This is a genomic window from Mojavia sp. (assembly GCF_059505145.1).
This window is the reverse complement of record NZ_JCACKA010000034.1, coordinates 14,744-38,842: the sequence shown is the minus strand read 5'-3', so window position 1 is coordinate 38,842 and position 24,099 is coordinate 14,744. Positions and strand designations below refer to the sequence as shown.

At 42.3% G+C, this 24,099-nt stretch carries 12 protein-coding genes and 2 pseudogenes; 8 read left to right on the top strand and 6 right to left on the bottom strand.

All coding sequences use genetic code 11. The features are described 5' to 3' along the window. Positions 1–73: 73 nt before the first annotated feature. Positions 74–1,870 (bottom strand): protein kinase domain-containing protein, encoded by a 1,797-nt coding sequence (locus AC5JL8_RS04945; protein WP_495878663.1) that lies wholly within the window; start codon positions 1,868–1,870, stop codon positions 74–76. 1,569 nt (positions 1,871–3,439) lie between these two features. On the opposite strand from AC5JL8_RS04945, the pseudogene AC5JL8_RS04940 reads away from it, so the two are divergent. From AC5JL8_RS04940 to AC5JL8_RS04930, 3 genes and pseudogenes are all read left to right on the top strand, one after another. Next, a pseudogene (locus AC5JL8_RS04940) lies at positions 3,440–3,616 on the top strand (KGG domain-containing protein); the annotation flags it as partial. A gap of 735 nt (positions 3,617–4,351) precedes the next feature. Then, the gene (locus tag AC5JL8_RS04935; RefSeq protein ID WP_495878662.1) at positions 4,352–8,629 is read left to right on the top strand and encodes a chemotaxis protein CheB; all 4,278 of its coding nucleotides are present in this window, start codon (positions 4,352–4,354) and stop codon (positions 8,627–8,629) included. Between the two features lie 47 nt (positions 8,630–8,676). Beyond that, a pseudogene (locus AC5JL8_RS04930) lies at positions 8,677–9,085 on the top strand (four helix bundle protein). A 717-nt stretch (positions 9,086–9,802) separates the two neighbouring features. Here the strand turns inward: AC5JL8_RS04930 and AC5JL8_RS04925 are convergent. Further along, the gene (locus tag AC5JL8_RS04925; protein ID WP_495878661.1) at positions 9,803–10,951 is read right to left on the bottom strand and encodes an alanine--glyoxylate aminotransferase family protein; all 1,149 of its coding nucleotides are present in this window, start codon (positions 10,949–10,951) and stop codon (positions 9,803–9,805) included. Between the two features lie 355 nt (positions 10,952–11,306). Between AC5JL8_RS04925 and AC5JL8_RS04920 the strand changes: the two genes are divergently transcribed. The 3 genes from AC5JL8_RS04920 (at position 11,307) to AC5JL8_RS04910 (ending at position 15,403) form a co-directional block, all read left to right on the top strand. After that, entirely contained in the window at positions 11,307–12,101 is a 795-nt protein-coding gene (locus AC5JL8_RS04920; RefSeq protein WP_495878660.1) for an ABC transporter permease, read from the top strand. A 469-nt stretch (positions 12,102–12,570) separates the two neighbouring features. Continuing rightward, a complete protein-coding gene (locus AC5JL8_RS04915; RefSeq protein WP_495878659.1) occupies positions 12,571–14,409 on the top strand; it encodes a bifunctional serine/threonine-protein kinase/formylglycine-generating enzyme family protein in 1,839 nt (612 codons plus the stop codon). A gap of 355 nt (positions 14,410–14,764) precedes the next feature. After that, positions 14,765–15,403: a Uma2 family endonuclease gene (locus tag AC5JL8_RS04910; RefSeq protein WP_495878658.1), complete on the top strand. Its 639-nt coding sequence runs from the start codon at positions 14,765–14,767 to the stop codon at positions 15,401–15,403. 77 nt (positions 15,404–15,480) lie between these two features. Here the strand turns inward: AC5JL8_RS04910 and AC5JL8_RS04905 are convergent, their stop codons facing one another. Beyond that, positions 15,481–16,461, bottom strand: coding sequence for a DUF1517 domain-containing protein (locus AC5JL8_RS04905; RefSeq protein WP_495878657.1), 981 nt, complete (start codon positions 16,459–16,461; stop codon positions 15,481–15,483). A gap of 1,680 nt (positions 16,462–18,141) precedes the next feature. Between AC5JL8_RS04905 and AC5JL8_RS04900 the strand changes: the two genes are divergently transcribed. Further along, entirely contained in the window at positions 18,142–19,359 is a 1,218-nt protein-coding gene (locus AC5JL8_RS04900; RefSeq protein WP_495878656.1) for a glycosyltransferase family 4 protein, read from the top strand. Here the strand turns inward: AC5JL8_RS04900 and thiS are convergent. Both thiS and AC5JL8_RS04890 read right to left on the bottom strand, forming a co-directional pair. Beyond that, positions 19,356–19,568 (bottom strand): sulfur carrier protein ThiS, encoded by a 213-nt coding sequence (gene thiS / locus AC5JL8_RS04895; protein ID WP_495878655.1) that lies wholly within the window; start codon positions 19,566–19,568, stop codon positions 19,356–19,358. The two genes, AC5JL8_RS04900 and thiS, sit on opposite strands and share 4 nt — an antisense overlap. Positions 19,569–19,682: 114 nt before the next feature. Next, the gene (locus AC5JL8_RS04890) at positions 19,683–20,801 is read right to left on the bottom strand and encodes a thiamine phosphate synthase (RefSeq protein ID WP_495878654.1); all 1,119 of its coding nucleotides are present in this window, start codon (positions 20,799–20,801) and stop codon (positions 19,683–19,685) included. 236 nt (positions 20,802–21,037) lie between these two features. Here AC5JL8_RS04890 and AC5JL8_RS04885 point away from each other — a divergent pair, with 236 nt between their 5' ends. Beyond that, entirely contained in the window at positions 21,038–23,041 is a 2,004-nt protein-coding gene (locus AC5JL8_RS04885) for a DUF1565 domain-containing protein (protein WP_495878653.1), read from the top strand. A 111-nt stretch (positions 23,042–23,152) separates the two neighbouring features. On the opposite strand, the gene AC5JL8_RS04880 is transcribed toward AC5JL8_RS04885, so the two are convergent. Beyond that, positions 23,153–24,073, bottom strand: a complete 921-nt coding sequence (locus AC5JL8_RS04880) for a 1-aminocyclopropane-1-carboxylate deaminase/D-cysteine desulfhydrase (RefSeq protein ID WP_495878652.1) — start codon at positions 24,071–24,073, stop codon at positions 23,153–23,155. Between the last annotated feature and the right edge of the window lie 26 nt (positions 24,074–24,099).

Below are 24,099 nucleotides of genomic sequence, written 5' to 3'. Positions count from 1 at the left end.
TTTTAAACCTCTAACTTTCTCAAACTCTGATTCTAAAAATTTTTAATTTTTAATTTTTAACAGCGATGAACCACTAAATATTCACCTTTTTCAATACATTTGCAGGTTGAAAATTTTCAAGATTAATAGTTGAGTAATAGGGTCTATCTATGTTAGGTTTTTTTGCCTGAGAAGTCATACTAGAGCGAGCAACTTTAGTAGTTTGAGAACGCAGACGCTGCTTTTGCTTATACTCATTCAGTTTGATTTGAGCTTGTGCATAAACAGCAGTATTTTTGGGAACCTTTTGCAGAAATTGTACAGCACTATTAAAGTCATTAATAGATGCTTGATTGTAGGCTTTTTGTAAAAAATAAGTAGCTCTAATCTGTTGCTTTTGATTGTACTCAACTAACTTTTTTTGAACTATTGCACCTGCTGAAGTCTCTATCGGAATTTGGCGCAGATATTCTAAGGCAGCCGAAAAATCTTTTGCTTGAGCTTTCTTGTAAGCTTTTGCTAATAAATCTTGCGCTTGTGCTTCTAGATTGGTGTTTGCCTGTTTAACTAGGTTGTCGGTTTTAGATTGCCAATATAAAATATCAGGAACTTTAGGTGCAATACGAAGTACATCTGACCATCTACCCTCCTGTAAAGCTTTTTCAGCTAATAGGTATTGTTCAGCAGCAATCTGCCATTGCTGTTGCCATTCTTCAACTGTGGCTTGAGCTTCTGGATAAACATCGCTGTGGGAAGGAATCGATTTTGCTAGAGCGATCGCCTCTTGTAAATCTCCAGCTTGATACTCTTCTGTGGCTTTATATAAAGTTTCTGTTTCTGAATATGTTGGAGAATTACTAACTAAAGAATACATTCCCAATCCCAATATTATACTATTGGTCGCCAATCCCAGTTTGATTCCTGTCATTGGCGATAATGAATTTGTCGGTTTAAAACTTGGGATTAAATTAGTATTTTGATTATTTTCTTCTAATAGCTGTGAAGGCGTGCTATCCGGCGTTTCTGTTAATTGCGGTAACTGTGTCTCCCATATCATTTGCTTGAGGATATGCAGTACCTCACTCGCAGATTGGAAGCGGTCTTTGTAATTGTAGCGGATCATTTGGCTGAGAATAGCAGCTAAATAATCATTAATTGGGGTTTGATAAGAATACCAGTTAATCTCATTGGTATAGGCATCTACTTTCAATTGTAATGGTGCTAGACCTGTTAAAGCCTGGATAGCAATCATGCCCAAAGAATAAATATCGCTGTTGGGCTGTGTTTGACCAATAAATTGTTCTGGTGGTATGTACCCCAAGGAAGTGACCGGAACTGTATGGATAGGTAATTCTGTATCTATGGCAAAATCAACTGGCTGAATTGAGCCAAAGTCAATCAAAACTAACTTGCCATCAAAAGCACGTCTGATCAAGTTTTCAGGTTTGATATCGCAATGAATGACACCTTGAGAGTGAATAAATTCTAGAATTCCTAAGACATCTTTAAGAAATTCTATAACTTCACTTTCAGTCCAAATATCTCCCCAGTTTTTATTAATTGGTAGTTCCGCCGTCAACGCATGTCCTTCAATAAACTCTTGCACTAAGTAGAATCGTTCATTTTCTTCAAAACAAGCGATGAGTTGAGGAATTTGGTGATGGCGTCCCAGACGCTTGAGGGTTTCGGTTTCCGTAAGAAAACGTAATCTCAAGGTGTCTAAGTAACTAGGTTGGGAACTGCTAACCTTGAGCAGTTTAACAACGCATTTAGGGTTTTCTGGGTAATCTACATCTACAGCAATGTATGTTTGTCCAAATACCCCTGCACCTAAGTTTTGGATAATTTGGTAACGCCCTTGTAATACTTTACCGATCATCTGGTGGCTCATGAGCTGCTTACTGAGTAAGTCCTTATATAGGTCTTCAAAGATTGGCTTTTGGTTCCGGAATTCCTTGGGATTAAATTGATAAAGGATTGTTAACTAAAATTCTACTTTTAGTTTCTAAGTATTTTTTCCTAAAAAGAATAATCCAGTTACCTTTTTGTAACCCTATGAAGCATTGATGCATAGAGTATGAAATAGTGCCACAATTCTCGAATACTGGCAATAGTCTTCACGCATATACTGTGCCAGAATATGTGTTTTTTTATTATAAGTATTATTACTAGGCAGTATACTAAGGGCTTTTGCAATGAAAGAATCTAAATGACACGTAGTAAAAGGGACTGGGGATTAGGGATTGGGGATTGGGGGACTCCTCGCCGCGACCAGTTGAAATAGAATGCCTGCGTCACCTTAAGGGCGTTGGCAACCTCAAGATCCTTCGGGTACTCTTCTTTTGTTAAAGACGTAAAGATCCAATTTGAATGACGATTGGTTTAGTATTTTTTCTCCCCCCAACTTCCCCAGCTTTTGTTAGTGCTATTGGACAAGGGGACAAAGTGAAAGAGGGCTACTTAACAGAGCAAACGTGGTTTATACCATTTCTGTATGAAGAAGCATAGAAATAACCCCACCGCCTACGGTGTACATACAAATCTTGGCGCAGTGTATCTATCCCGCCTCGGAATAAATTCCGAGTCTGATAGTGCAAGTCTTCTCAAGAGGACTCAAAGAAAAATTCCATCCAGTCCAAAGAAGTGGACTTTGACTATTAGCCTGGAACTTTAGTTATAGGCGGGATATGGGTTCAGCGTGAAAATTTTCGACTTGTGTGTACAGGGTAGCCCGAACTCGCGGGGAGGTTGGGAGGGGTCGAAATAATGTGTAGCTTCACAGAGAATTGGTATTAGGCTAAGTTTATGTACTGAGTTTCTGAAAAGGGACAAAAAAATGCCAGAGCCAGAAAAGAACATCTTAAAAATTGAACCAGCCACTCTCGTCTTGATTGTATCTGCCTTAATACTTTTGCCGCTTCTCTTAACTGGTTTTTTATCACAATAAGCGATCGCCTGAATGTGAGATTGCATAGCCTATGATTTACTAAATATTGCAGCGCTGTGCAACTCCTATCATTTCCGGTGGAAGGCTGATTATTAAGATTGACGAGGAAACGAGAAGACGCGGGTACGTGGGGACGTAGAGAGTTTTTATGAGTAATTAGACGGGCTTGATATCATATCCTCTAATAAATTTGAGCAAAAGAATAAATGCTTTCATTTTATAAACTCAAGCAGACTCTACAATAGAAAACTTGCTTTTGTTCAATAATAAATATTTGTAAAATTTATTTATCTAATTCAAGAAATTCTTATCCAAACTATTATTTTACTGCTTCTACTATTCAGTATATATCTGTAGTTAAGGCTAAGTGTTTAATCATTCACCCTATGGGCACATGAATACAACTGTATTAGCTAGCTAACTTATACATGGATTGCTTGAAATAAGAAACCAAAAAAGGTTTTAACTCGCAAAACAAAGCAAAGACTTGAGTTAGTTAAAAGGAGTTATAAAATGTCAGATACAAGCAAACGCGGCTTTGCTTCTATGGATCAAGATAAGCAGCGCGAAATAGCTAGCAAGGGTGGACAAGCAGCTCATGAAAAGGGCACTGCTCACGAATTTACTTCTGAAGAAGCACGGGAAGCTGGACGTAAGGGCGGCGAAACTGTGAGCCGAGATAGAGAACATATGGCTGAGATTGGTAGCAAGGGCGGACATGCAGCTCATGAAAAGGGCACTGCTCACGAATTCACTTCTGAAGAAGCACGGGAAGCTGGACGTAAGGGCGGCGAAACTGTAAGCCAAGATAGAGAACACATGGCTGAAATTGGTAGCAAGGGTGGCAAGAACTCCAAGAGGGGTAGCAGCAATAATGATGACGATGAAGAACATAATGAAGGAAAGGGTAAGGGTACCCAAGGTGGCACATCAGAGCAACATTCTAAAGCCGGAAAGCAAAGCCATAAGAACAAAAAATAGGCTCATTGGATAATCTCATTTCAAAACACTCATAGGTCTAGACCAATACGGTTTAGTTGGAGTTAAAAACCTTAAAATTAGTTAGGTTGGGTAGAGCAGAGCGAAACCAAACAATTAATGTTTGGTGTTGGGTTTCGTTCTTCAACCCAACCTACATCTATGTTTAACTGAAATATTGGGATTGGGGATTGGGGGACAGGGAAGGAAAACTGGAAGTGTACGGAATTTATTCAAAAATCAAATAGGATTTCTATATTAATTCTTACTAAGAATATTTACTTCAAAATAAATACTAAGCTTAGATATTAAAGCTAAGATAGATAAAACGTTATCTTAATTTAAGATTTCAATAATTAAAATTACAAAACGGCACAATGTGTATAGTTTTGTAACTATTTCGAGAGCTAAAAACTGAATATTCTTAACTCTTATTTTTTGGACTTCATGACATCTAGGCGACCTTCCAGGAAATCTCAATCTAGTTCCACTCCATCTGAAATATCTAATCAAGAGGAGAAACAGCAGGATAATGAAAATAAATTATTTCCAATTGTGGGCATGGGAGCCTCTGCGGGTGGATTAGAGGCGTTCACACAATTACTGAGCAATTTGCCAACGGATACTGGCATGGCATTTGTGCTGATTCAGCACTTAGCCCCTCATCAAAAGAGTTTGTTGAGTGAGATTCTTTCTAGGGCAACCGAGATGCCTGTGATTGAAGTGCAGGATGGAATCTCCGTGGAACCGAATCATGTGTATGTGATTCCGCCGAATGCCAAGATGACCATTTGTAAGGGAGTGCTGAAACTGTCGCCACGCGATAAAATTCGTGGGATCAATATGACAGTTGATAGTTTCTTTTGTTCGTTAGCAGAAGAACGGGGAAACAAAGCGATCGCAGTTGTGTTGTCAGGGGGCGATGGCGATGGCGCACGGGGATTAGAATCAATTAAGGCAGCTGGCGGCATTACCTTTGCCCAGTGTGAGGACACAGCAAAAGTTAATAGTATGCCCAACACCGCCGTGGCCTCTGGTAATGTAGACTTTATCCTGCCGCCGGAAGCGATCGCACAGGAGTTGGCAAACATTAGCAATCATCCCTACCTCAGCTGCCCGCTCCCAGTAAAATCGTCTGAGGTGCTGCCTGAAAGCGGCGATGTTCTGTTAAAAATATTCAGTCTGCTGCGGGCTGCCACAGGAGTTGACTTTAACCAATACAAACAGACCACTCTCAAGCGGCGGATACTGCGGCGGATGGTTTTGTACAAACTCGACAATTTAGAAGACTATGCCCGGTATCTTCAGGAACACCCTACAGAAATAAATGCTTTGTATCAGGATGTGCTGATCAATGTCACTGAGTTTTTCCGCGATCCCGAAAGTTTTGAAGCCTTAAAGAACAAAGTATTTCCAATCATTGCCAAGGATCGAACACCAGATTCGCCCATCCGCATCTGGGTAGCGGGATGTTCAACGGGTGAGGAAGCCTACTCAATTGCCATTTGCTTGCTGGAGTTTTTGACAGACCAAATAATCAATACGCCCATCCAGCTTTTTGCCTCAGACGTCAATGAAACAATGATCAACAAAGCAAGGCTGGGTATCTACAAGCCGAGCGATTTAGCAAATGTCTCTCCAGAACGTCTACAGCGCTTCTTTGTCTCTGTAGAGGGCGGTTACCAGATCAGCAAGCCAGTGCGCGAACTGTGTGTTTTTGCCAGACAAAATCTGATCAGCGATCCACCATTTTCCAAGCTGGATCTGATTACTTGTCGAAACGTGCTGATTTACTTGGGAAACCCTGTACAGAAGAAACTCCTGCCGATCTTCCACTATGGTCTCAATTCAACAGGCTTTTTGATGTTAGGTAGCTCGGAGACGGTGGGTGAGTTTACGGATTTGTTTACTTTGGTGGACAGAAAGTCCAAAATTTATTCCAGAAAACTGGTACCTACTCGGCTTGGCATGGATTTGGTTGCGAGCAACTATTCCTTAGGAAAGATGGATCTTCAGCCAACAGAAAGCGAGAATGCTTGGAACGACATGGAAATCCATAAAGTTGCTGACCAGATCGTCTTAAATCAATATGCCCCGGTCGGTGTAATTATCAACAATGATTTGGAGATTCTGCAATTTCGAGGACAGACTAGTGCCTATCTGCAACCTGCACCTGGAAGGGCAAGCCTTAACTTGCTAAAAATGGCAAAAGCAGAGTTGCGGCTAGAGCTACGTACCGCAATCCACCAGGCAAAACAGCAAGATAAGCCAGTGAGAAAGTCAGGCTTGCAGGTCACAGAGGATGATCGCGTCAGGCAGGTTAGGATTGATGTGATTCCGTTCAAACAGTCCGCAGCCGGAGAAAGCTACTTTTTGGTGCTATTTGCGGATATACCCCAGTCAACAACTCCTGTATTAGAGGTAGAAAGCGATTCCGCGGAGCGCACTGCCGTTGGCACAGCGTCTCCGACAGGAGAAGGCAATCGCAGCTTCAAGTTGAGGCGGAAACAAACGCCTTATGAGCAAGAAATTATCCAACTCAGACAAGAACTCGCAACCACTAAAGAATATCTGCAATCGATTATTGAGGAGCAGCAAGCCACTAATCAAGACCTTAGAGCTGCTAACGAGGAGATTTTGTCTAGCAACGAAGAGTTGCAAAGTACCAATGAGGAACTGGAAACCGCCAAAGAAGAAATTCAGGCAACCAATGAAGAACTGAACACAATTAACGAGGAACTGCAACGGCGGAATATCGAATCGACTCAAGTCACCAACGATTTACAGAATCTACTCAGCAATATCAACATTCCGATTCTCATGTTAGGGGCTGACTTGCAGATCAGGCGCTTTACTCCGGCTGCGGGGATAATTTTCAACTTGATTCCGACGGATGTAGGGCGACCATTGAGTGATATCAAGCACAACTTAAATCTCCCCGACTTAGAGCAACAGATTTTAGAGGTGATTGCCACCCTCAACTTTAAAGCTCAAGAAGTTCAAGGCCAGGATGGTCATTGGTATGACCTGAGAATCCGGCCCTATCGGACAGTAGATCACAAAATTGAAGGTGCTGTAGTGGTGTTGGTTGACATCAACAACCTCAAACGCAGCGCAGAGCAGCTCAGACAATCTAAGAATTATGCTGAAGCAATAGTGGATACTGTGCGGGAATCCCTAGTAGTGCTGGATCTAAACTTGCGGGTGATTAGTGCCAATCGATCTTTTTACGAGACATTCCAGGTTCTGCCAACAGAAACAGAACAACGCCTGATCTTTGAAATTGGCAATGGTCAGTGGAATATTCCCCAGTTGCGATCGCTCCTAGAAGAAGTTCTCCCCAGTATGGCTCCGTTTCAGGATCTAGAAGTTGAGCATACCTTCGAGCAAATCGGGCACAAAATCATGCGGCTTAATGCCCGGAGAATGCCTGAGATAGAAGATACGTCGATGATTCTTTTGGTGATTGAAGACATCACGCGGCGGCATCAGTTAGAGGTAGAACGCACTCAACTACTAGTTCAAGAGCAGTTAGCTCGCTCTGCGGCTGAGACAGCCAACCGCGCCAAAGATGAGTTCTTATCTGTTCTCTCGCATGAATTGCGGAACCCACTCAATTCTATGCTGGGGTGGTCGCAGTTGTTGCGGACGCGAAAGCTGAATGCAGATACAAGGAATCAAGCGCTGGAAGCCATTGAACGTAGCGCCAAGATTCAAGCCCAGCTCATTGGGGATCTCTTAGACATCTCACGCATTACTTCAGGTAGGCTGCGGATGGACGCGGAGTTGATTGAGCTGGTTCCGGTAATTGAGGCTGCGATCGAGGTTGTCCATCTCTCAGCAGCAGCAAAAAACATTCAAATTGAAACTAGGCTAGATCCTGACACCAGAAATATATTAGGTGATCCGTCTCGCTTACAGCAGGTCGTTTGGAATTTACTTTCTAACTCGATTAAATTCACCCCAATCGGGGAAAGAATTGAAATCACACTAGAGTACCTTGATTTCCAAGCTCAAATTCAAGTTAGCGATACAGGTTGCGGCATCAAGCCTGAGTTTCTCCCTTATATTTTTGATCGCTTCCGTCAGGCTGATGGCAGCAAAAGGCGATCAAATCCGGGGATGGGATTAGGCCTTTCTATTGTTCGTCATTTGGTAGAACTCCACGGCGGCACAATTGATGCCCACAGCTTAGGTGAAGGACAAGGAGCAACTTTTACCGTCAAGCTACCGCTGCCAACTAACCTGCCAGAGAATGCTGTGCCGGAAGTTGTGGAGCCAGTTGTTTCAACAGATACACCAAAAGTGCCAGTTGAAAACATTCCATCACTGGAAGGTTTGCGGGTACTTGTTGTAGATGACGAAGCAGATATACGTCTGTTATTCGTAACAGTGCTGGAAGCGCGTGGAGTTGAAGTGACGGCAGTTGGATCAGCAAGCGCGGCTCTATCAACACTGCTGGCAAACCCTGGCTGGTACGATGTACTCTTGTCTGATATTGGGATGCCGGGAGAAGACGGTTATATGCTAATTCGTCAAGTCAGGGCGCTAAGTGCCGAGCAAGGAGGACAAATTCCCGCCGCAGCGCTGACAGCCTATGCCAGACCTGAGGAACGAAGAGAGGCTTTAAGCGCAGGTTTCCAAAAGCACATCTCCAAACCCGTTGAGCCAGATCAACTCTTATTTGTCGTCGCTTCCTTATCTGGGCGAATCGCAGATGCTTAAGGGGCAAATTGAGGGAGCAGGGGACAAGGGGACAAGGGGACAAGGGGATGGGAAAAGAATCTATCAAAACTCATGAAGATTTAGAGGTTTATCAACTGGCGTTCTCCGCAGCGATGGAAATCTTTGAAACCTCGAAAAAATTTCCTGTTGAGGAACGATATTCCTTAACTGATCAAATTCGCCGCTCATCTCGCTCCGTGTGTGCTAATTTCGCTGTTCGCGCAGCGTTCCCGAAGGGTAGCTTGGCGCAAGCGAAGATATGAGGCAGCCTTTGTCGCTAAACTGAATGATTGTGAAGCAGAGGCGGCAGAAACTCAAGTCTGGCTCAAGTTTGCAGTTAAATGTAACTATTTAGATTTGGAGCAAGGTCGAGAATTGTATGGACTTTATAACCGAGTCCTTGGAGGAATGGTGAGTATGATTAACAACCCTTCTGTCTGGGTGATTCGGCAGTAAATGTACTTCTCTTGTCTCCCTATCCCCTTGTTCCCTTGTCTCCTTATTCCCTTGTCCCCTTGAGTGAACTTGAACTATCAGCCTTTGAACTTCAGTTCTGGGCAGAATGACAGTTAGCGTAATACGTTAAAGTTACAAAATCGAGTTCGGAGGCTCATTAACGGAGTTCAGAGGCTCATTCACGAGTATTAAAGACTCATTAACGGAGTTCAGAGGCTCGTTCACGAGTATCAAAGACTCATTAACGGAGTTCAAAGACTCATTAACGGAGTTCAAAGGCTCGTTCACGAGTATTAAAGACTCATTAACGGAGTTCAAAGGCTCGTTCACGAGTATCAAAGACTCATTCACGGAGTTCAAAGACTCGTTCACGAGTATTAAAGACTCATTAACGGAGTTCAAAGGCTCATTCACGAGTATTAAAGACTCATTTTTATACAGCAGATTGTCGTCATATCATGTCTGCTTGAAAACTTGTCATTGCGAGCGAAGCGAAGCAATCCCAACACCCTTGCGATTGCTTCACTTCACTTCGTTGCGTACCCTTCTCCTGTCGGAGACGCTACGCGAACGGGAACGCCAGGGGCGATCGCAATGACATATCGTAAGTAATTTACCGGACGTGATATCAATCATAAGGGCACAACAATGTTGTGCCCCTACCTGTGTACTTCATTTACCTGAAAAAGGCTGTATATTGCGATCGCCTGGGATAATCTACTTAGGTAATACCTGCTGTAATGCTGCTAAGAGTTGGTCTACACTTTCTTTACGGCTATTAAAGCCCATGAGTCCAACGCGCCAAACCTGGCCAGCTAATTCGCCCAGTCCACCGCCAATTTCAATGTTATGTTCATTGAGTAACTGCCGTGCAATTGCTTTACCATCAACTCCTTCGGGAATGCGGACAGTGGTAAGAGTTGGTAAACGAAACTCTCGCTCAACGTGCATAGCTAGTCCTAAATCCTCCAACCCATCCCAGAGATACTCTACATTCTTTTGGTGACGCTGCCAGCAATTTGCTAACCCTTCTTCTGCAATTAAACGCAGTGCTTCCCGTAGGGCATAGTACATATTAATTGGGGCTGTATGATGATAGGTGCGTTCATTACCCCAATATTTGCCCAGCAAGTTCATATCCAAATACCAGTTAGCAACCTTACTCCGGCGTTGTTGCAATTTCTCAACTGCACGTGGACTCATGGTAAACGGTGAAGCACCGGGAGGACAACCCAACCCTTTTTGGCTACAGCTGTAAGCGAGGTCAACTCCCCAAGCATCTAAAAATATGGGGACACCGCCAAGGCTTGTGACTGTATCCACCAGTAGCAGAGTGCCAAATTCACGACATAAATCAGCAACGCCTTCCAAAGGTTGACGTGCGCCAGTCGAGGTTTCAGCATGAACTAGAGCCAAAATTGCCGGACGATGGGTTTCTATGGCGGTGCGGAGTTCATCTAGACTAAAAACTTGTCCCCAAGGTTTTGTAATACTCCGCACATCTGCACCATATCGTCCAGCCATATCAACAAGACGATTGCCAAAGTATCCAGCTACACCAACCAAAACCACATCACCGGGTTCTGTAACATTAGCAATGGTTGCTTCCATTGCGGCTGTTCCCGTACCACTGACTGCGATGGTTAAGGGGTTTTCTGTCTGCCATACATAGCGCAACAGCGATTGAATCTCGTCCATAATTGCGAGAAAATCTGGGTCGAGATGCCCCAGTGGTGAAGTATTCATCGCCTGGAGTACAGCAGGATGAGCATTAGAAGGCCCTGGCCCCAGTAGCAGACGGGATGGTACTTTTAAAGGTGCAAGTTGCAACCTCTGATTATCGTTGATTGAGACTGTTTGCGTCATGATCTGTTCAAGGCTAGACGGTACTTACCGCATCATAAAGCGATCACATCACCGTTGTTTTAATGTGTCTCAGGATTCTTGAGTGAGGATTGGGGACTGGGGATTGGGGATTGGGGATTGGGGATTGGGGACTGGGGATTGGGGATTAGGGATTGGGGACTGGAGATTGGGGACTGGAAGGGGACAAGTTATTCATAGTTCTTTCCCCCTACTCCCTGCCCTCTGCTCCCTTCTCCCTGCCCCCTGCTCCCTGCACCCTGCCCCCTGCACCCTGCACCCTGCTCCCTGCCTCTTCGTTGACTTATAGGGTTAAATATGATATTTTCAATCGTCAAGCCTATTTTTAAATTTAACTGTGAATATTTCTACTTCTCACAGAAAACCGCGTGTCGTTTGGCAGGCGGTTTTCTCACTAATTATATTTGGGTTTATGTACCTGCCTATAGTGGTACTTGCCTTTTATAGCTTCAACCAGTCTCCTTACAGTGCAACATGGCAAGGATTTACCCTTGATTGGTATCGCCAATTGTTCAGCGATGAGCGAATTGTATCGGCTTTAAATAACAGTTTGATAGTCGCCTTTTGTGCAGTCGGTGTTTCAGCAGTGCTAGGAACACTTATGGCTGTGGGGTTAGCGCGTTATCGGTTTCCGGGAAAGAAATTATATCTCGGCATTTCTTACCTACCGTTGATTATTCCTGATATTGCGATCGCAGTAGCTACTCTAGTTTTTTTAGCAGCATTTGCCATACCCTTGAGTTTATGGACAATTGTTGCAGCTCATGTAGTATTTTGTCTTGCCTACGTCGGACTTGTGGTTTCTTCACGACTCACCCACTTAAATCCGCACCTAGAAGAAGCAGCCTTAGATTTAGGAGCAACCCCAGTACAAGCCTTCATCAAAGTATTATTACCACAGTTAATGCCTGCTATTGTCGCTGGCTGCTTGCTAGCCTTCGTTCTGAGCTTAGACGACTTTCTCATTGCTAGTTTCACGGCTGGTAGTGGTTTTAACACCCTACCAATGGAGATTTTTAGCCGCATCAGAACAGGAGTCAAACCTGATATTAATGCTCTCAGCGTTATTTTAATTTTAGTATCTGCGATCGTTGCCTTTGTCGCAGAATTGATTCGCGTATCCGGAGAATAAACTTAAAAGTTTCACTAAATTTTATAGTTAAGGCTCGGATTTAAATGAACTTAGTTTAAAACTTTAAAATATATTAAATACTTGTGATTTTCGATTCATTTTAATTGATTAAGTAGGGTGACAACGCCCACCCTACATTACTATACTTATTCTTAGTATAAAATAACTAGATAAATGAAATATTATTATACTACACTTATGAATGTTTCTACGAACACTACAATAACACTCTTGACAAACCCAATTGCTTAATCTTATTATTTTTTGTAAGGAAATTACTTCTTTATATATACTCATATTTAAAAAGTTATAAACAGGTATCAATCAATAAATAAAATCTCTTCGTCTGTATTCCCTGACACAGCAATGTCCACAGATGAAGGATGTCTATATTTATTTGTTTATATCTCTGTTTTCAATTTGATAATATTGGGGCTAACTTTGGACAAGATGCTACTTCCCCATCATTATGCAAATCTGCCAAAATCCCAATTGCTCAAATCCATTCAATTCTGACGGCAATAGATTTTGCATAAGTTGCGGACAAAGCAACTTCGGCAAACTTCTCAGAAACCGCTATCGTGTGTTAAGGCTATTAGGTGAAGGCGGATTTAGTAGAACTTATGCCGCAGAAGATGTAGACAGGCTAGATGCGCCTTGCGTCATCAAGCAATTTTTCCCCCAAGTTCAAGGAACCGGACAACGCACTAAAGCAGCCGAATTCTTTAAAGAAGAAGCATTCCGCTTGTATGAACTCGGAGAAAATCATACCCAAATTCCTAGATTACTAGCTTACTTTGAACAAGGTTCAAGCTTGTATCTTGTGCAAGAATTTATTCAAGGTAAAACTCTTTTACAAGAAGTTCAACAAAAACCATTTAGCGAAGAACAAATTCGGCAACTTTTAGCTGATTTATTGCCAGTTTTGCACTTTATTCATTCTCGTAACGTTATTCATCGAGATATCAAACCAGAAAATATTATCCGCCGCGATAGTGATGGCAAACCTGTATTAATTGACTTTGGTGGTGCTAAACAAGTCACACAAACGAGTTTAGCCAGACAAGCTACAGTAATTTATACAATTGGTTATGCACCAACAGAACAAATGGCTGGATTTGCTTGTCATGCGAGTGATTTATACGCTTTAGGTGTAACTTGTGTGCGTCTTTTAACACGATGTTTACCCTTACAAAATACTGATGGACAAATTGAAGATAATCTTTACGACGCGATGAACGCTAAGTGGTTATGGCCAGAGCGTTTGCAGGAAAATGGTATTACTATTAGCGACGGTTTAGGGAAAATTCTTGATAAGTTACTCAAACATCTACCAAATGATCGATATCAATCAGCAGTAGAAGTTTTAGATGACTTGAAGTCTACAACCACATCGGATTTAGAAGCAGAAATTTTAGCAATTTCTCAACTAATATTAACGCCTGTACCACAATCAACAACACAACAAAATTTTAGGATACCATTACCACCCTTAGAAACTTTTGAATTTGATGTGGTAACAGTAGATACAGCTGGTAGAGAAGTTAGCCGCGATCGCGGTACTAATAAATTCTTTGCAGAAGAATTAAGTAAAAATATAATAATAGAAATGGTGTCGATTCCTGGCGGTACATTTATGATGGGTTCGCCAGATTTTGAAGGAGATGCTGACGAACGCCCCCAACACAAAGTTACCGTTGAACCTTTTTTCATGGGTAAATTTCCCGTAACTCAAGCACAGTGGAGAGTTGTAGCTGGTTTACCTAAAGTCAAACAATCTTTAAATCCCAACCCATCTAAATACAGAAACCCAAATCGCCCAGTAGAAAATGTATCTTGGCATGAAGCTGTAGAATTTTGTCTCAGGCTGTCAGAAAAAACCGGACGTGAGTATCGTTTACCCAGCGAAGCCGAATGGGAATATGCTTGTCGCGCTGGAACCAAGACATCATTCCACTTTGGCGAAACGATTACTCCAGACTTAGTAAGCTGTAGTAGTAGCGATACTAAATACCGCAAAGAAACTACAAATGTGGGTAGTTTCGAGGTTGCAAACGCCTTTGGCTTATACGATATGCACGGGTTAGTTTGGGAATGGTGCGCTGACGCTTGGCATAACAATTATAATGGCGCACCCTCAGATGGCAGCGCGTGGGAAGTTGGTGGTGATGTTCACCGTCGGGTACTACGTGGTGGTTCTTGGAGTTTTGGTGCAGAACTCTGTCGTAGCGCCAGCCGCAGCTGGAATGAGTCAGACGGTGGGTTGAGGATATGTGGATTTCGAGTAGTGTTTTCTGCTGTAGTGTAGATGAGGGGATTGTCTCACGCAGAAGCGCAAAGGCGCAGAGAGAAAGACTTTGCATTACTCTGCGCTGACTCTGTGTTCCTCTGTGTTTAAAAACTCTAGAAGAGACTTATTGCATATTAACTTTGGGAACTATAAACCAGAAAACCTGAATCATTAGTGCTGTCCGCGATTTCTACTCCCCGGACTATTACGACAGCCATATCGGGTTTCGTGTTGTCTTTAGCGCGTAATAAATTCGTTTTAAACATTCTGCCTATAATTAAAGAAACTTTGAAAATTTCTGAGTTACAAGTTTGATAAATTGGCATTTTAACTGTTAGTTCAGCATCCTAATTCATGAATAACCTTAATTGTTATGACCCAAGCCTTACCAAAAATAGTCACCTTTGATGAATTTATCGCCTGGTATCCAGAAAATGCTGGGGTACGCTACGAACTGCACAATGGGGAAATTGTCGAAATGTCACAACCCACAGGTAAACATGAAAGACTAAAAGGATTTTTGGCTGCTGAATTAACCTTAGAATTTAGAAGATTAAAACTCCCCTACTTTATCCCCAATCAAGCAATCGTAAAACCACCAGAAAGAGAATCAGGTTATTTCCCAGACGTATTGATATTAAATGACGCGGCTTTAGCTGATGAACCTCTTTGGGAAAAATCTTCTACTATTATTAATGGTGCATCAATTCCTTTAGTAATTGAAGTTGTCAGTACTAACTGGCGCGATGATTACTATCTGAAACTTGCCGACTATGAACAAATGGGCATTCCTGAATATTGGATTGCTGACTATGCAGCATTAGGGGCTAAGAAGTTTATCGGTAATCCCAAACAACCCACTATTTCAGTTTATCAACTAATCGAAGATGAATATCAAGTTAATCAATTTCGTGGTAATGACCGGATAATATCGCCAACATTCCCACAGTTGAATTTGACTGCACAACAAATATTTGATCCAATACCACATACAAGGGAAGAACTACGCTAAATATGCTTGCCTTAAAACAAAAAAACCGCTTGCCATTAAGGAAGCGGTTTGTATGCTGCTGTAGCAGCTTGATTTAATTAAACGAGTTTCAAATCGGGATACTCAGCTAACAAATCATCAGAGGTTAGGGTATCGCCTTCAGCTTGAGGAGTCCAAAGCACTTCAATTGCTAAGAGTTGCTCACCAGGGATACCACCAAGTTGACGTAAAGCTTGGCGCAAATCATCAGCGCTGTTAATTTGGGGAATTTCAAATCTGCCTAGAGTTGCTGCTAGTAAGGTGACAATAATGTATTCTCCAGGGCCAGAGGTAATGAGGTCGGTGGGATTTTCGATATTGTCAGCAGCAGGTAAAGCTTCTTTAGCGAGGGCTGCTTTTAGTTGATTGTTGACGTTAGACAGAGTTTCTTCGCTAAACTTGCTGCGTTCTGCAAGTGATAAACGGTTGAATTGAGCTTCAGCTGAATTTAACTTAGCTTGTTGTGTACCACCACCGGCGTATACCCAGTATTCAGGATGGCGGAGCAAAGCTAGGCTAGCTTCTTGTAAAATTTCTGCTCTTCCCTCAGGGGAGTTGGTATCAGCAGTTTCAGCAATGTGGTTGAGTTCAGTTTGTAAACCACGAGCCTGAGCTAATAAGCCCACTTGCAAGCGAGTTACAGACACAGAAGGGTTGCTGCTATAGTCTACGTCGTTTGCGGTATCACCACTAGTGACGCGGCGGAAGCTTTGCACTAGGAAGTTGGCGATCGCAATAAAAATTAAGATGGTAAATAAACCACCAAATCCTCCACCAATACCCCAGAAGGGAATTAGGAAAGGAAATCCAAAACCACCACCAGGATAAGGAGCATAGTAGCTTCCCCCTCCAGGAGGTGCGTAAGTGCGAGGTGTATAAGTGCGGCTAGAAGGCGCTCTAAAGGAACCACCGCCGATCCTACCACCACTACGGGCGGCTAATGCTCCATCGGCGTGACCAAGTGCCAAAGCTAACACCAGGCTCAGAACAAAGAAAGTTTTTAACAGTGGTTTGAAGGCTAGTTGTATTTTTTTACGCATAACACAATTGCTTGAAAAACGGTTTTGGTGATGATTTCTCCCAACGCTGCTGGGAGAGTTTTGCTTGGTCACTGACGCCAGCCCGTAGCAAGCAAGCGAGTTTTTGATCGGCAGTAGCCCTCTGTAAATTTCATCTTGGTCGGCTACATATTCAATCTAACGCGTCTAATCTTGCCTAGACAGCAAGCCTAGGGGGGATTTCTTGAGTAGATAACCGTACCTCAAGATTTCTGCCTATAGTAAAATTTTTAGGTTCAATTAATTATTTGCCTTTCACCATCTCATCGTAGTTCACCAAATTATCAAGCCAATACATCAATACTGAGCGTGGATACGGCAATTTAAACCTACGGTTTTGAAAGGTAGCATAAATTTTCAAATAACAATTGTTTTATGAATAAGTATTTAAGATTATTCCAATAGTCTTAGCTCAATAGTTGTAATTAGTTTTAGTACGCTTTGATTCTAATAGTTATTTTTTATTGAAAATTGTGTTTTACCAATCATTACAATACTATAGGATTGATATCTGATTTTTAGAATCCAATTTAGGTAGAAAATGACCAAGCTACGCTTAAGCTTAAAGTGTACGTAATATTTCAAAATTCAAACCGAGTTATTATATATTAGGGTACAAAAGCTTAATATTATATATCAATAAGTTTTACAATTATTTTATATTACGATAAATAGTAAACTTAGTTACAATAATTCAAATTAATAATTTGTAAAATTAAATTACCAAACAAATAATCTTGGTATGTCGTTTTGAAACTCATTTACCTATCTCAATTAGTTGGTAGAATTTGAGGAACTGCCCTATAAGGTGTGGATGTTTCCAGAATTCATCGTATCTATTAATACCAAGTAACCACTTGATTTGAAGCTCATAAGGCAACTAAAAACTTTTTGGCATTTTGGCATAATTTCATATTTATTTAAGTTAGCCTATTGATAAAAGCTATATTTAACAACTAGCACAACAGTCTATAATTACTTTTTTTCTACTAGAGCAAACTTTCGTAATTGTCAATTAGTTAGACAAAATCTCCAGTTATTAGAAATTAAGATTAAATTAAAATAACAAAATTAAAAATCAAATACTTTTAGCTACTGTTTTAAAATACTGCTGAATTTTTTGTACAGCGATCGCTTAAATAAGGATTGAGAAGTATGTTTCTACAAGCCATGAAAGGCAGAAAGATAATCATTCCTAAAAACTGTTGCGATCCTTAAATTAATTACAGGTAACGAAAATTAGTGTTAAAAAGGATGGATTCTCCAGGTTTTTACGACGTAGCCATTGGCTACAACGGCAAAACAGAAGAAAATTAGATATAGAGCTAATAAGTTGCCAATTAGTTTTACAAAAATTTACAAAAGGAAAATTTGCTCAATATTTAGTGGAGACAGCATGATGGGTAAACTACTTAAGCTACTGATACCACTGAGGAAGATGGCCTTTTATACTGTTGTCCCTAACGAAGGAGCCACTTTTTCACTCTTTGAGAGTTGAGGAGAGTGACGTGGAATTGGCGTCAAGTAAAACAGCGTCCTACTTTGTCCTTAATTGGACTCCCAAGTTACCAAAGGGTAGTAGCAAATCAGCGCTAATTTCCTCGCCCTGGTTGACAGTATAAACAATTTTCAATTGTTTGAAGTATAGTTATCGAATTGATTATGGAACATATTTCACAACTGGCGGCACAAGTTAGAGACGAAACTGCACTTCCAGATATTCTCGTAATATCCCGTAGCTTCCTACCGCAAGAGCCTGTAATTGGGGAATATATTTATAATCGCTGTCTCCAAGATCCAGAGCGAGTAATTGTTTTAGCTGCTAGTTGCTCAGGTGATAAAGTATTTGACCAAGCTCAAAAATTTCCTATATATCGCTGGCCAGTTCCTAAATTCTGGAGTTTTCTGAATCCTCTGCTCAATCTGATCTGTTCATTTGTACTAGCAATCAAACTTTATTTTCGCTATCACTACCGTTATATTGAGTGGGGTCACTGCTACGAGTTTCCGTCACTGTTGCTATTGAGCTATTTCTTACCTATTCGCTTTTTTATATATCTTCACGGTAATGATATTCGTTGTGCTTTACGCAATGCTGTATGGCGATCGCTATTTAAATTAACTCTTAAACGAGCTGAAGGAATTGTTTGTAACAGTTCCTATACACAAGATTACCTCAGAGCTACTTTTCGATTGAGTACCCCTACTCATGTAATTAACCCGATGGTTAGACCGGAAAAATTTAGCTTAGTAGCGAGTCAAGGTAATCTTATCGATTTACGCGCTGGTGTGCGTCAGCAGTACAACATTCCCGAAACAGCAGTAGTTATTCTTTCAGTGGGACAACTTGTAAAACATAAAAGCTTTAACCGCGTAATTGATAACTTACCATTACTGCTGACTGTTGGAGTGGATGTCCACTATATACTCTGCGGCCAAGGGCCTTGTGAAGCGGAACTTAGATCTCTAGCCCAACGCTTGCGGGTGGAACAAAGAGTACACTTTGCTGGATATGTACCCGATCGCGAATTAGCTGGCTATTATGCAGCCTGTGATATATTCGCAATGCTGAATTTATTGGAAACTAAAGCTAACAATGTAGAAGGTTTTGGCATCGTTTACTTAGAAGCGAGTTACTTTGGTAAACCCGTGATTGCTTCTCGTTTAGGTAGTGTTATCGATGCAATTCACCATGAAGAGAACGGTATCTTGGTTAATCCCAATTCTGGCTATGAAGTTTTTCAAGCTTTTAATCGCTTGTGTAAAGACCAGCAGTTACGTGAACAACTCGGTCACAAAGGTAGAGAATTAGCTAAACGTAAAACCCTTCACCGTTTGCTATACAAGCCTGAGTCTTATCCCAATATTTTATTAAATTAACCACCACCAACAATGGTGACAACTTCTAAGCGATCGCCTTGTTGTATTGTGGTTTGATCCCAAAATTGACGATGTAAAATTTCGCCATTATATTCTACTGCCACCAAGCGGGGATTAAAACCAAGCTGCTGAAGTAATTCGGGTAAAGGCGTTGGGGATAAACAGCTATGAATTTCCCCATTGACATGAAGCGTAATTTGATTAGACATAATCTGTCATAAACTTGTTAAAAACAATTGGCAATTTTGAGAAAATTCTGAGTAGTAAAAGTTTCTACCCAGAACTTCATAAATGTTAAATTTTAGCTTTTGATTTTTAAATTTTCAATTTTGAATTCGGGAAGGTTCTGGCTTAATCCGATTCAGTTGGGAGAGGAAATATTGTGTAACTAAAGTAGGTTGTTCCGCTTGCATGAGCGATCGCACCACCGCCACACGTTCTGCTCCAGCATCGAGTACGTCATTGATATTATTTGCATCTATTCCCCCAATCGCAAACCAGGGAATTGGGCAATTTTTGGCAGCATAGCTGACATATTCTAAGCCTGCTGCTGCCTTACCTACTTTGGTAGGAGTTTCATAAACTGGCCCAACACCGATATAATCTGCACCTTCGGCAATCGCTGCTTGCATTTCTTCCGAATTTGTGGTAGAACGGCCTATCAAGCGCTGCGAACCGAGTAATTGTCGAGCAATAGCAATAGGCATATCTTGCTGTCCTAGATGTACTCCATCTGCATCTACCGCTAAAGCCAAATCTACACGGTCATTCATGATGAAAAGAGCGCCATAGGTGTGGCAGATCTGCCGTAATTTTTTAGCTTGTTCTAGACGTAAAGCGTCATCGGCAGTTTTTTCACGGTACTGCAACAGAGTTAATCCGCCTTTGAGAGCAGCTTCAACCGTTGTAAACAAAGTTTCTGACGGGGAGGTGACAAGATATAGACGCGATCGCCACAGCTGTTGATGGCGCTGATAACCCATCAAATTGCTTTCTAGAGTATAAACCTGATATCGCATCTGCTTAAATGCTTTTCCCATATTGGGGTGAGAAAGCTTGCCGTATTCTTCTAACACCCGCAGTGCTTCTTGTACACGACAAAAGTTAGCTTGCAATAAGGATTTAATGCTAGCGCGTTTTTCCTCTTGAGAATGAGTTAAATCTGTACCAGGATCGCCCGGTGTATCTCGCGCCGCTCTGATTTCAGCGGTATGCCAGTTAGCTATCTCTTGGCGTAAGTGCTTGCATTCCCCAGAGAACTGGGCATTATTCAAGCCAAAGCGACACCATTCTTCGATAATTCGCAAGCCCTCACGGGCGCGATCCAAGTTGGCGTCTAAAATGCGGTAAACAACTTGCTGTGTCTGTTCTACTTGGCTGTATGGCTCGACCATTACAACAACCCCATTATTGCCTTCATCGTACCAGCCAGCCTCTCTCATATTCGCAATGTTTTTCGCATCGTTGATAATTTACAAGGTACAAGATATTGGGTACTAGGTTTCAGGTATTTAATGTTGGTAAAATTTTTCCTAGTTTTCAACCCCTATTTTCTATTCCGTATACCCCATAGCCAGTTGGTCAATATGTTGAGTAACATTATTGACATACTTATGTCTCAGAGTATGAAATATCTCAGAGTATGAAAATTTATTATTTTTTTTAGGAGTGTTGTAAGTTGATACCCCCTGTTGTGTTTCCTAAGTACCGTAAAACAGAAATATTGCCAACAAAGTTGATTGCCAAGGTTGAGCAACCATATTCTTTTTTGGAATTAGCCCTGTTTTCAGTTTCTCATTCCCCCGTGTTGTGTTTTAGCGTTGGCGTAGGTGTAGCCGGGATGACGTTACTAGGCTCAAGCCTTGGCAGCGCCGTTGCTCAGATGCCACCCGCTCCTGGGCAAACGCCCTTGGGTGAAAGAACAATGTCTCAGGTTAACGTCCTGTTTGTCAACCCAAGTATTGGAAATGACATTGCGGGCAATGGTGGTGAAAGCACCCCTTTAAAAACAATTACCCAAGCTTTGCAAAAAGCCACTCCCAATACTGTCATTACGCTCTCTACAGGCACTTACAGTGCTGAGACTGGAGAGGTATTTCCCTTGATACTGCGGCCAGGTGTATCAATTCAAGGAGATGCTAAAACTCAAGGCAAAGATATTACTATTCAGGGAGGTGGTAGCTACCTCAGCCGTAGTTTTGGTGGTCAAAATGTGACCATTGTAGGGGCAAACCAAGCAGGTGTGACTGGCGTAACAGTAACAAACTCCAATCCTCGTGGTTATGGTTTGTGGCTTGAATCCGGCAAGATGGTAATTTCACAAAATACATTTACTGGCAGTACCCAAGATGGGGTTTTTGTCACTGGCAATGCAGCACCGACTATTAGCCAGAATAACTTTAATCGCAATCGAGCCAATGGAATCACACTTGCTGGGAATTCTCAAGCCCAGGTGCGAGAAAATGTTTTTTACCAAACTGGTTTTGGGATTAATATTGCCCAAAATGCTGCACCAGTGATTACAAGCAATCAAATTCAGCAAAATAGATCGGGAATTTTAGTGCAAGCCAATGCTCACCCAGTTTTGCGGAATAATGCCATCGAGGGCAGTCAAGAAGATGGTGTAGTAGCGATCGCTCAAGCAATGCCAGATTTAGGCAATGCTTTTGAACCAGGCAATAATCAATTTCGTAACAATGCACGCTACGACATTAACGCCAACGCTGCCAAACAAATGATTAGCGCCTCTGGTAACACCCTTGCCAGCAATCGCGTCACTGGTAAGGTTGATATCAAGGCTCAATCAACCCTCGTAACCCAAAGATTTTCACCAACCTCTGTACGTAGCGGTGGCCCAGAGGAAATGCCTGTAAATGGGGAAATTGTCTTCTCTGCGCCTGGATTATCTGAAACTCCTAACGGTCTGAGTCCATCATTTCCCGGCAACAACAATTCCCCACATAACATCACCACTGGCAAATTGAACACTCAATTAATGCCACTGCACCCAGCTAATACATCACGTTTGGCTCCCAGGTTGAATCCACCGCCACCACCCACCTCTACACCTACCTCTAGCGTTGCTGGATTTCCTGTCCCTAGCAGCTTACCAGGTAGAGCAATACGAGTGGGCAATCCTGTTCCCCCACAGCCGAGACTTGCTCCAGCGCCAGGAAATCTGCCTGATCTACCACAATTGAATTACGTGCAGGTTGAAACTCGTACAATTGAGTTTGCCTCACCCCAGCCTCCATTCAACTCTGTACCAAAGCCCCCTGCAAGCAGTGCTAGGGGTAAACGGCAGCCATCATCAAGGCGACAAGCTGCTCCCGTGGCGAACTCAAATCTTTTGCCCGTTCCCAATACCATCATTCCTATGGGCAATACTCGCAATATGCGAAAAGTGCCAGTAGCTCAAAGTTATTCTACTAGAGCCTATGGCGGTTCATCGCCTTATGCTGGTGCAACTCCGATGGGTGTACGTTACCGCGTACTAATAGAAGTAGTATCTCCAAGGGATCAAGAGTTAGTGCGATACCTTGTCCCTGGTTCTTTTTCCACAGTTGCGCGGGGACGAAGCTTCATGCAAGCGGGAGTTTTTAACAGTCGTGATAACGCTGATGCTATGTTGAGAACACTCAATAGCAACGGTTTTAGAGGCATAGTTGAGCCGTTGAATTGATTTGGGGATTGGATAAAGAAGACAAGGAGCATGGGGGATGGGGGGACAAGGAGCAAGAGTTAATCATGGTTCTTTCCCCTTGTCCCCTTGTCCCCTTATCCCCTTGTCGCCTTATCCCCCAATCCCCAGCCCCCGATTCCCCTGCAAACCACCAGTGTGTACCAAGAGCAGGCGATCGCCTTTACGAAAAAATCCCTGTTTGAGCAAATCCATCACGCCGTAAAACATTTTGGCAGTGTATACGTAATCCAGAGGTATACCGTGTTCTTGTGTGAACTGCTGGCTAAACATTAATAGTTCATCGTTTACCTTGGCATAACCACCAGCGTGGTAATCACACATCAGTTCCCAGGATGCGCTCGCGCGATCGGGAGCGGGTAAATCAGAGGCTAAATAATTCGTCAGTAAACTATCTATTTCCTCTGCCAGAAATTCTCCCTTTTTCAGGACAGGAAAACCAATAGCTCGCTGCCCTGGGTGCAATGAAAGGACAATTCCGGCTAGGGTAGTACCTGTACCACAAGCCACGCAGATAATATCAAATTCCGTCCAATTGCTAACTATTTCCATACAGCCGCGCACACCGTTGAGGTTGCTGCCACCTTCAGGAATAATGAACACTTCACCGAAGCGTTGCTGTAAGTCTGCTTGTAATTCTGTTGTGTGCCGTTGGCGATAGGTTTGGCGATCAAGATAAATCAACTGCATACCCTGCTGTACAGCGAAACTCAGTGTGGGGTTTAGTGGTAACCTCTCCTCCCCACGGATAACTCCGATGGCATGAAATCCGAAAAGATTGCCGGCTGCTGCGGTAGCAAAGATGTGGTTAGAATAAGCACCGCCAAAGGTCAACAGGGTTGTCAAGTTTTTCTGTTTAGCCTCTAAGAGGTTGTACTTTAGCTTGAACCATTTATTGCCGTTAACCCACGGGTGCATACAATCAAGACGCAACACATACAAATCAACTCCTGCACGACAGGTAATTTCGCTGTGGATCTGTTGTATGGGAGAGTCAAAAGAAAAATCAAGCATTTCAAAATTCAAAATTCGCTCATTAA

Coding starts and splice junctions, on each gene's coding strand:
- thiS (WP_495878655.1), bottom strand. CDS start 19,568: ATGTCTAATCAAATTACGCTTCATGTCAATGGGGAAATTCATAGCTGT.
- AC5JL8_RS04890 (WP_495878654.1), bottom strand. CDS start 20,801: ATGAGAGAGGCTGGCTGGTACGATGAAGGCAATAATGGGGTTGTTGTA.
- AC5JL8_RS04915 (WP_495878659.1), top strand. CDS start 12,571: ATGCAAATCTGCCAAAATCCCAATTGCTCAAATCCATTCAATTCTGAC.
- AC5JL8_RS04900 (WP_495878656.1), top strand. CDS start 18,142: ATGGAACATATTTCACAACTGGCGGCACAAGTTAGAGACGAAACTGCA.
- AC5JL8_RS04905 (WP_495878657.1), bottom strand. CDS start 16,461: ATGCGTAAAAAAATACAACTAGCCTTCAAACCACTGTTAAAAACTTTC.
- AC5JL8_RS04945 (WP_495878663.1), bottom strand. CDS start 1,870: ATGAGCCACCAGATGATCGGTAAAGTATTACAAGGGCGTTACCAAATT.
- AC5JL8_RS04880 (WP_495878652.1), bottom strand. CDS start 24,073: ATGCTTGATTTTTCTTTTGACTCTCCCATACAACAGATCCACAGCGAA.
- AC5JL8_RS04935 (WP_495878662.1), top strand. CDS start 4,352: ATGACATCTAGGCGACCTTCCAGGAAATCTCAATCTAGTTCCACTCCA.
- AC5JL8_RS04910 (WP_495878658.1), top strand. CDS start 14,765: ATGACCCAAGCCTTACCAAAAATAGTCACCTTTGATGAATTTATCGCC.
- AC5JL8_RS04925 (WP_495878661.1), bottom strand. CDS start 10,951: ATGACGCAAACAGTCTCAATCAACGATAATCAGAGGTTGCAACTTGCA.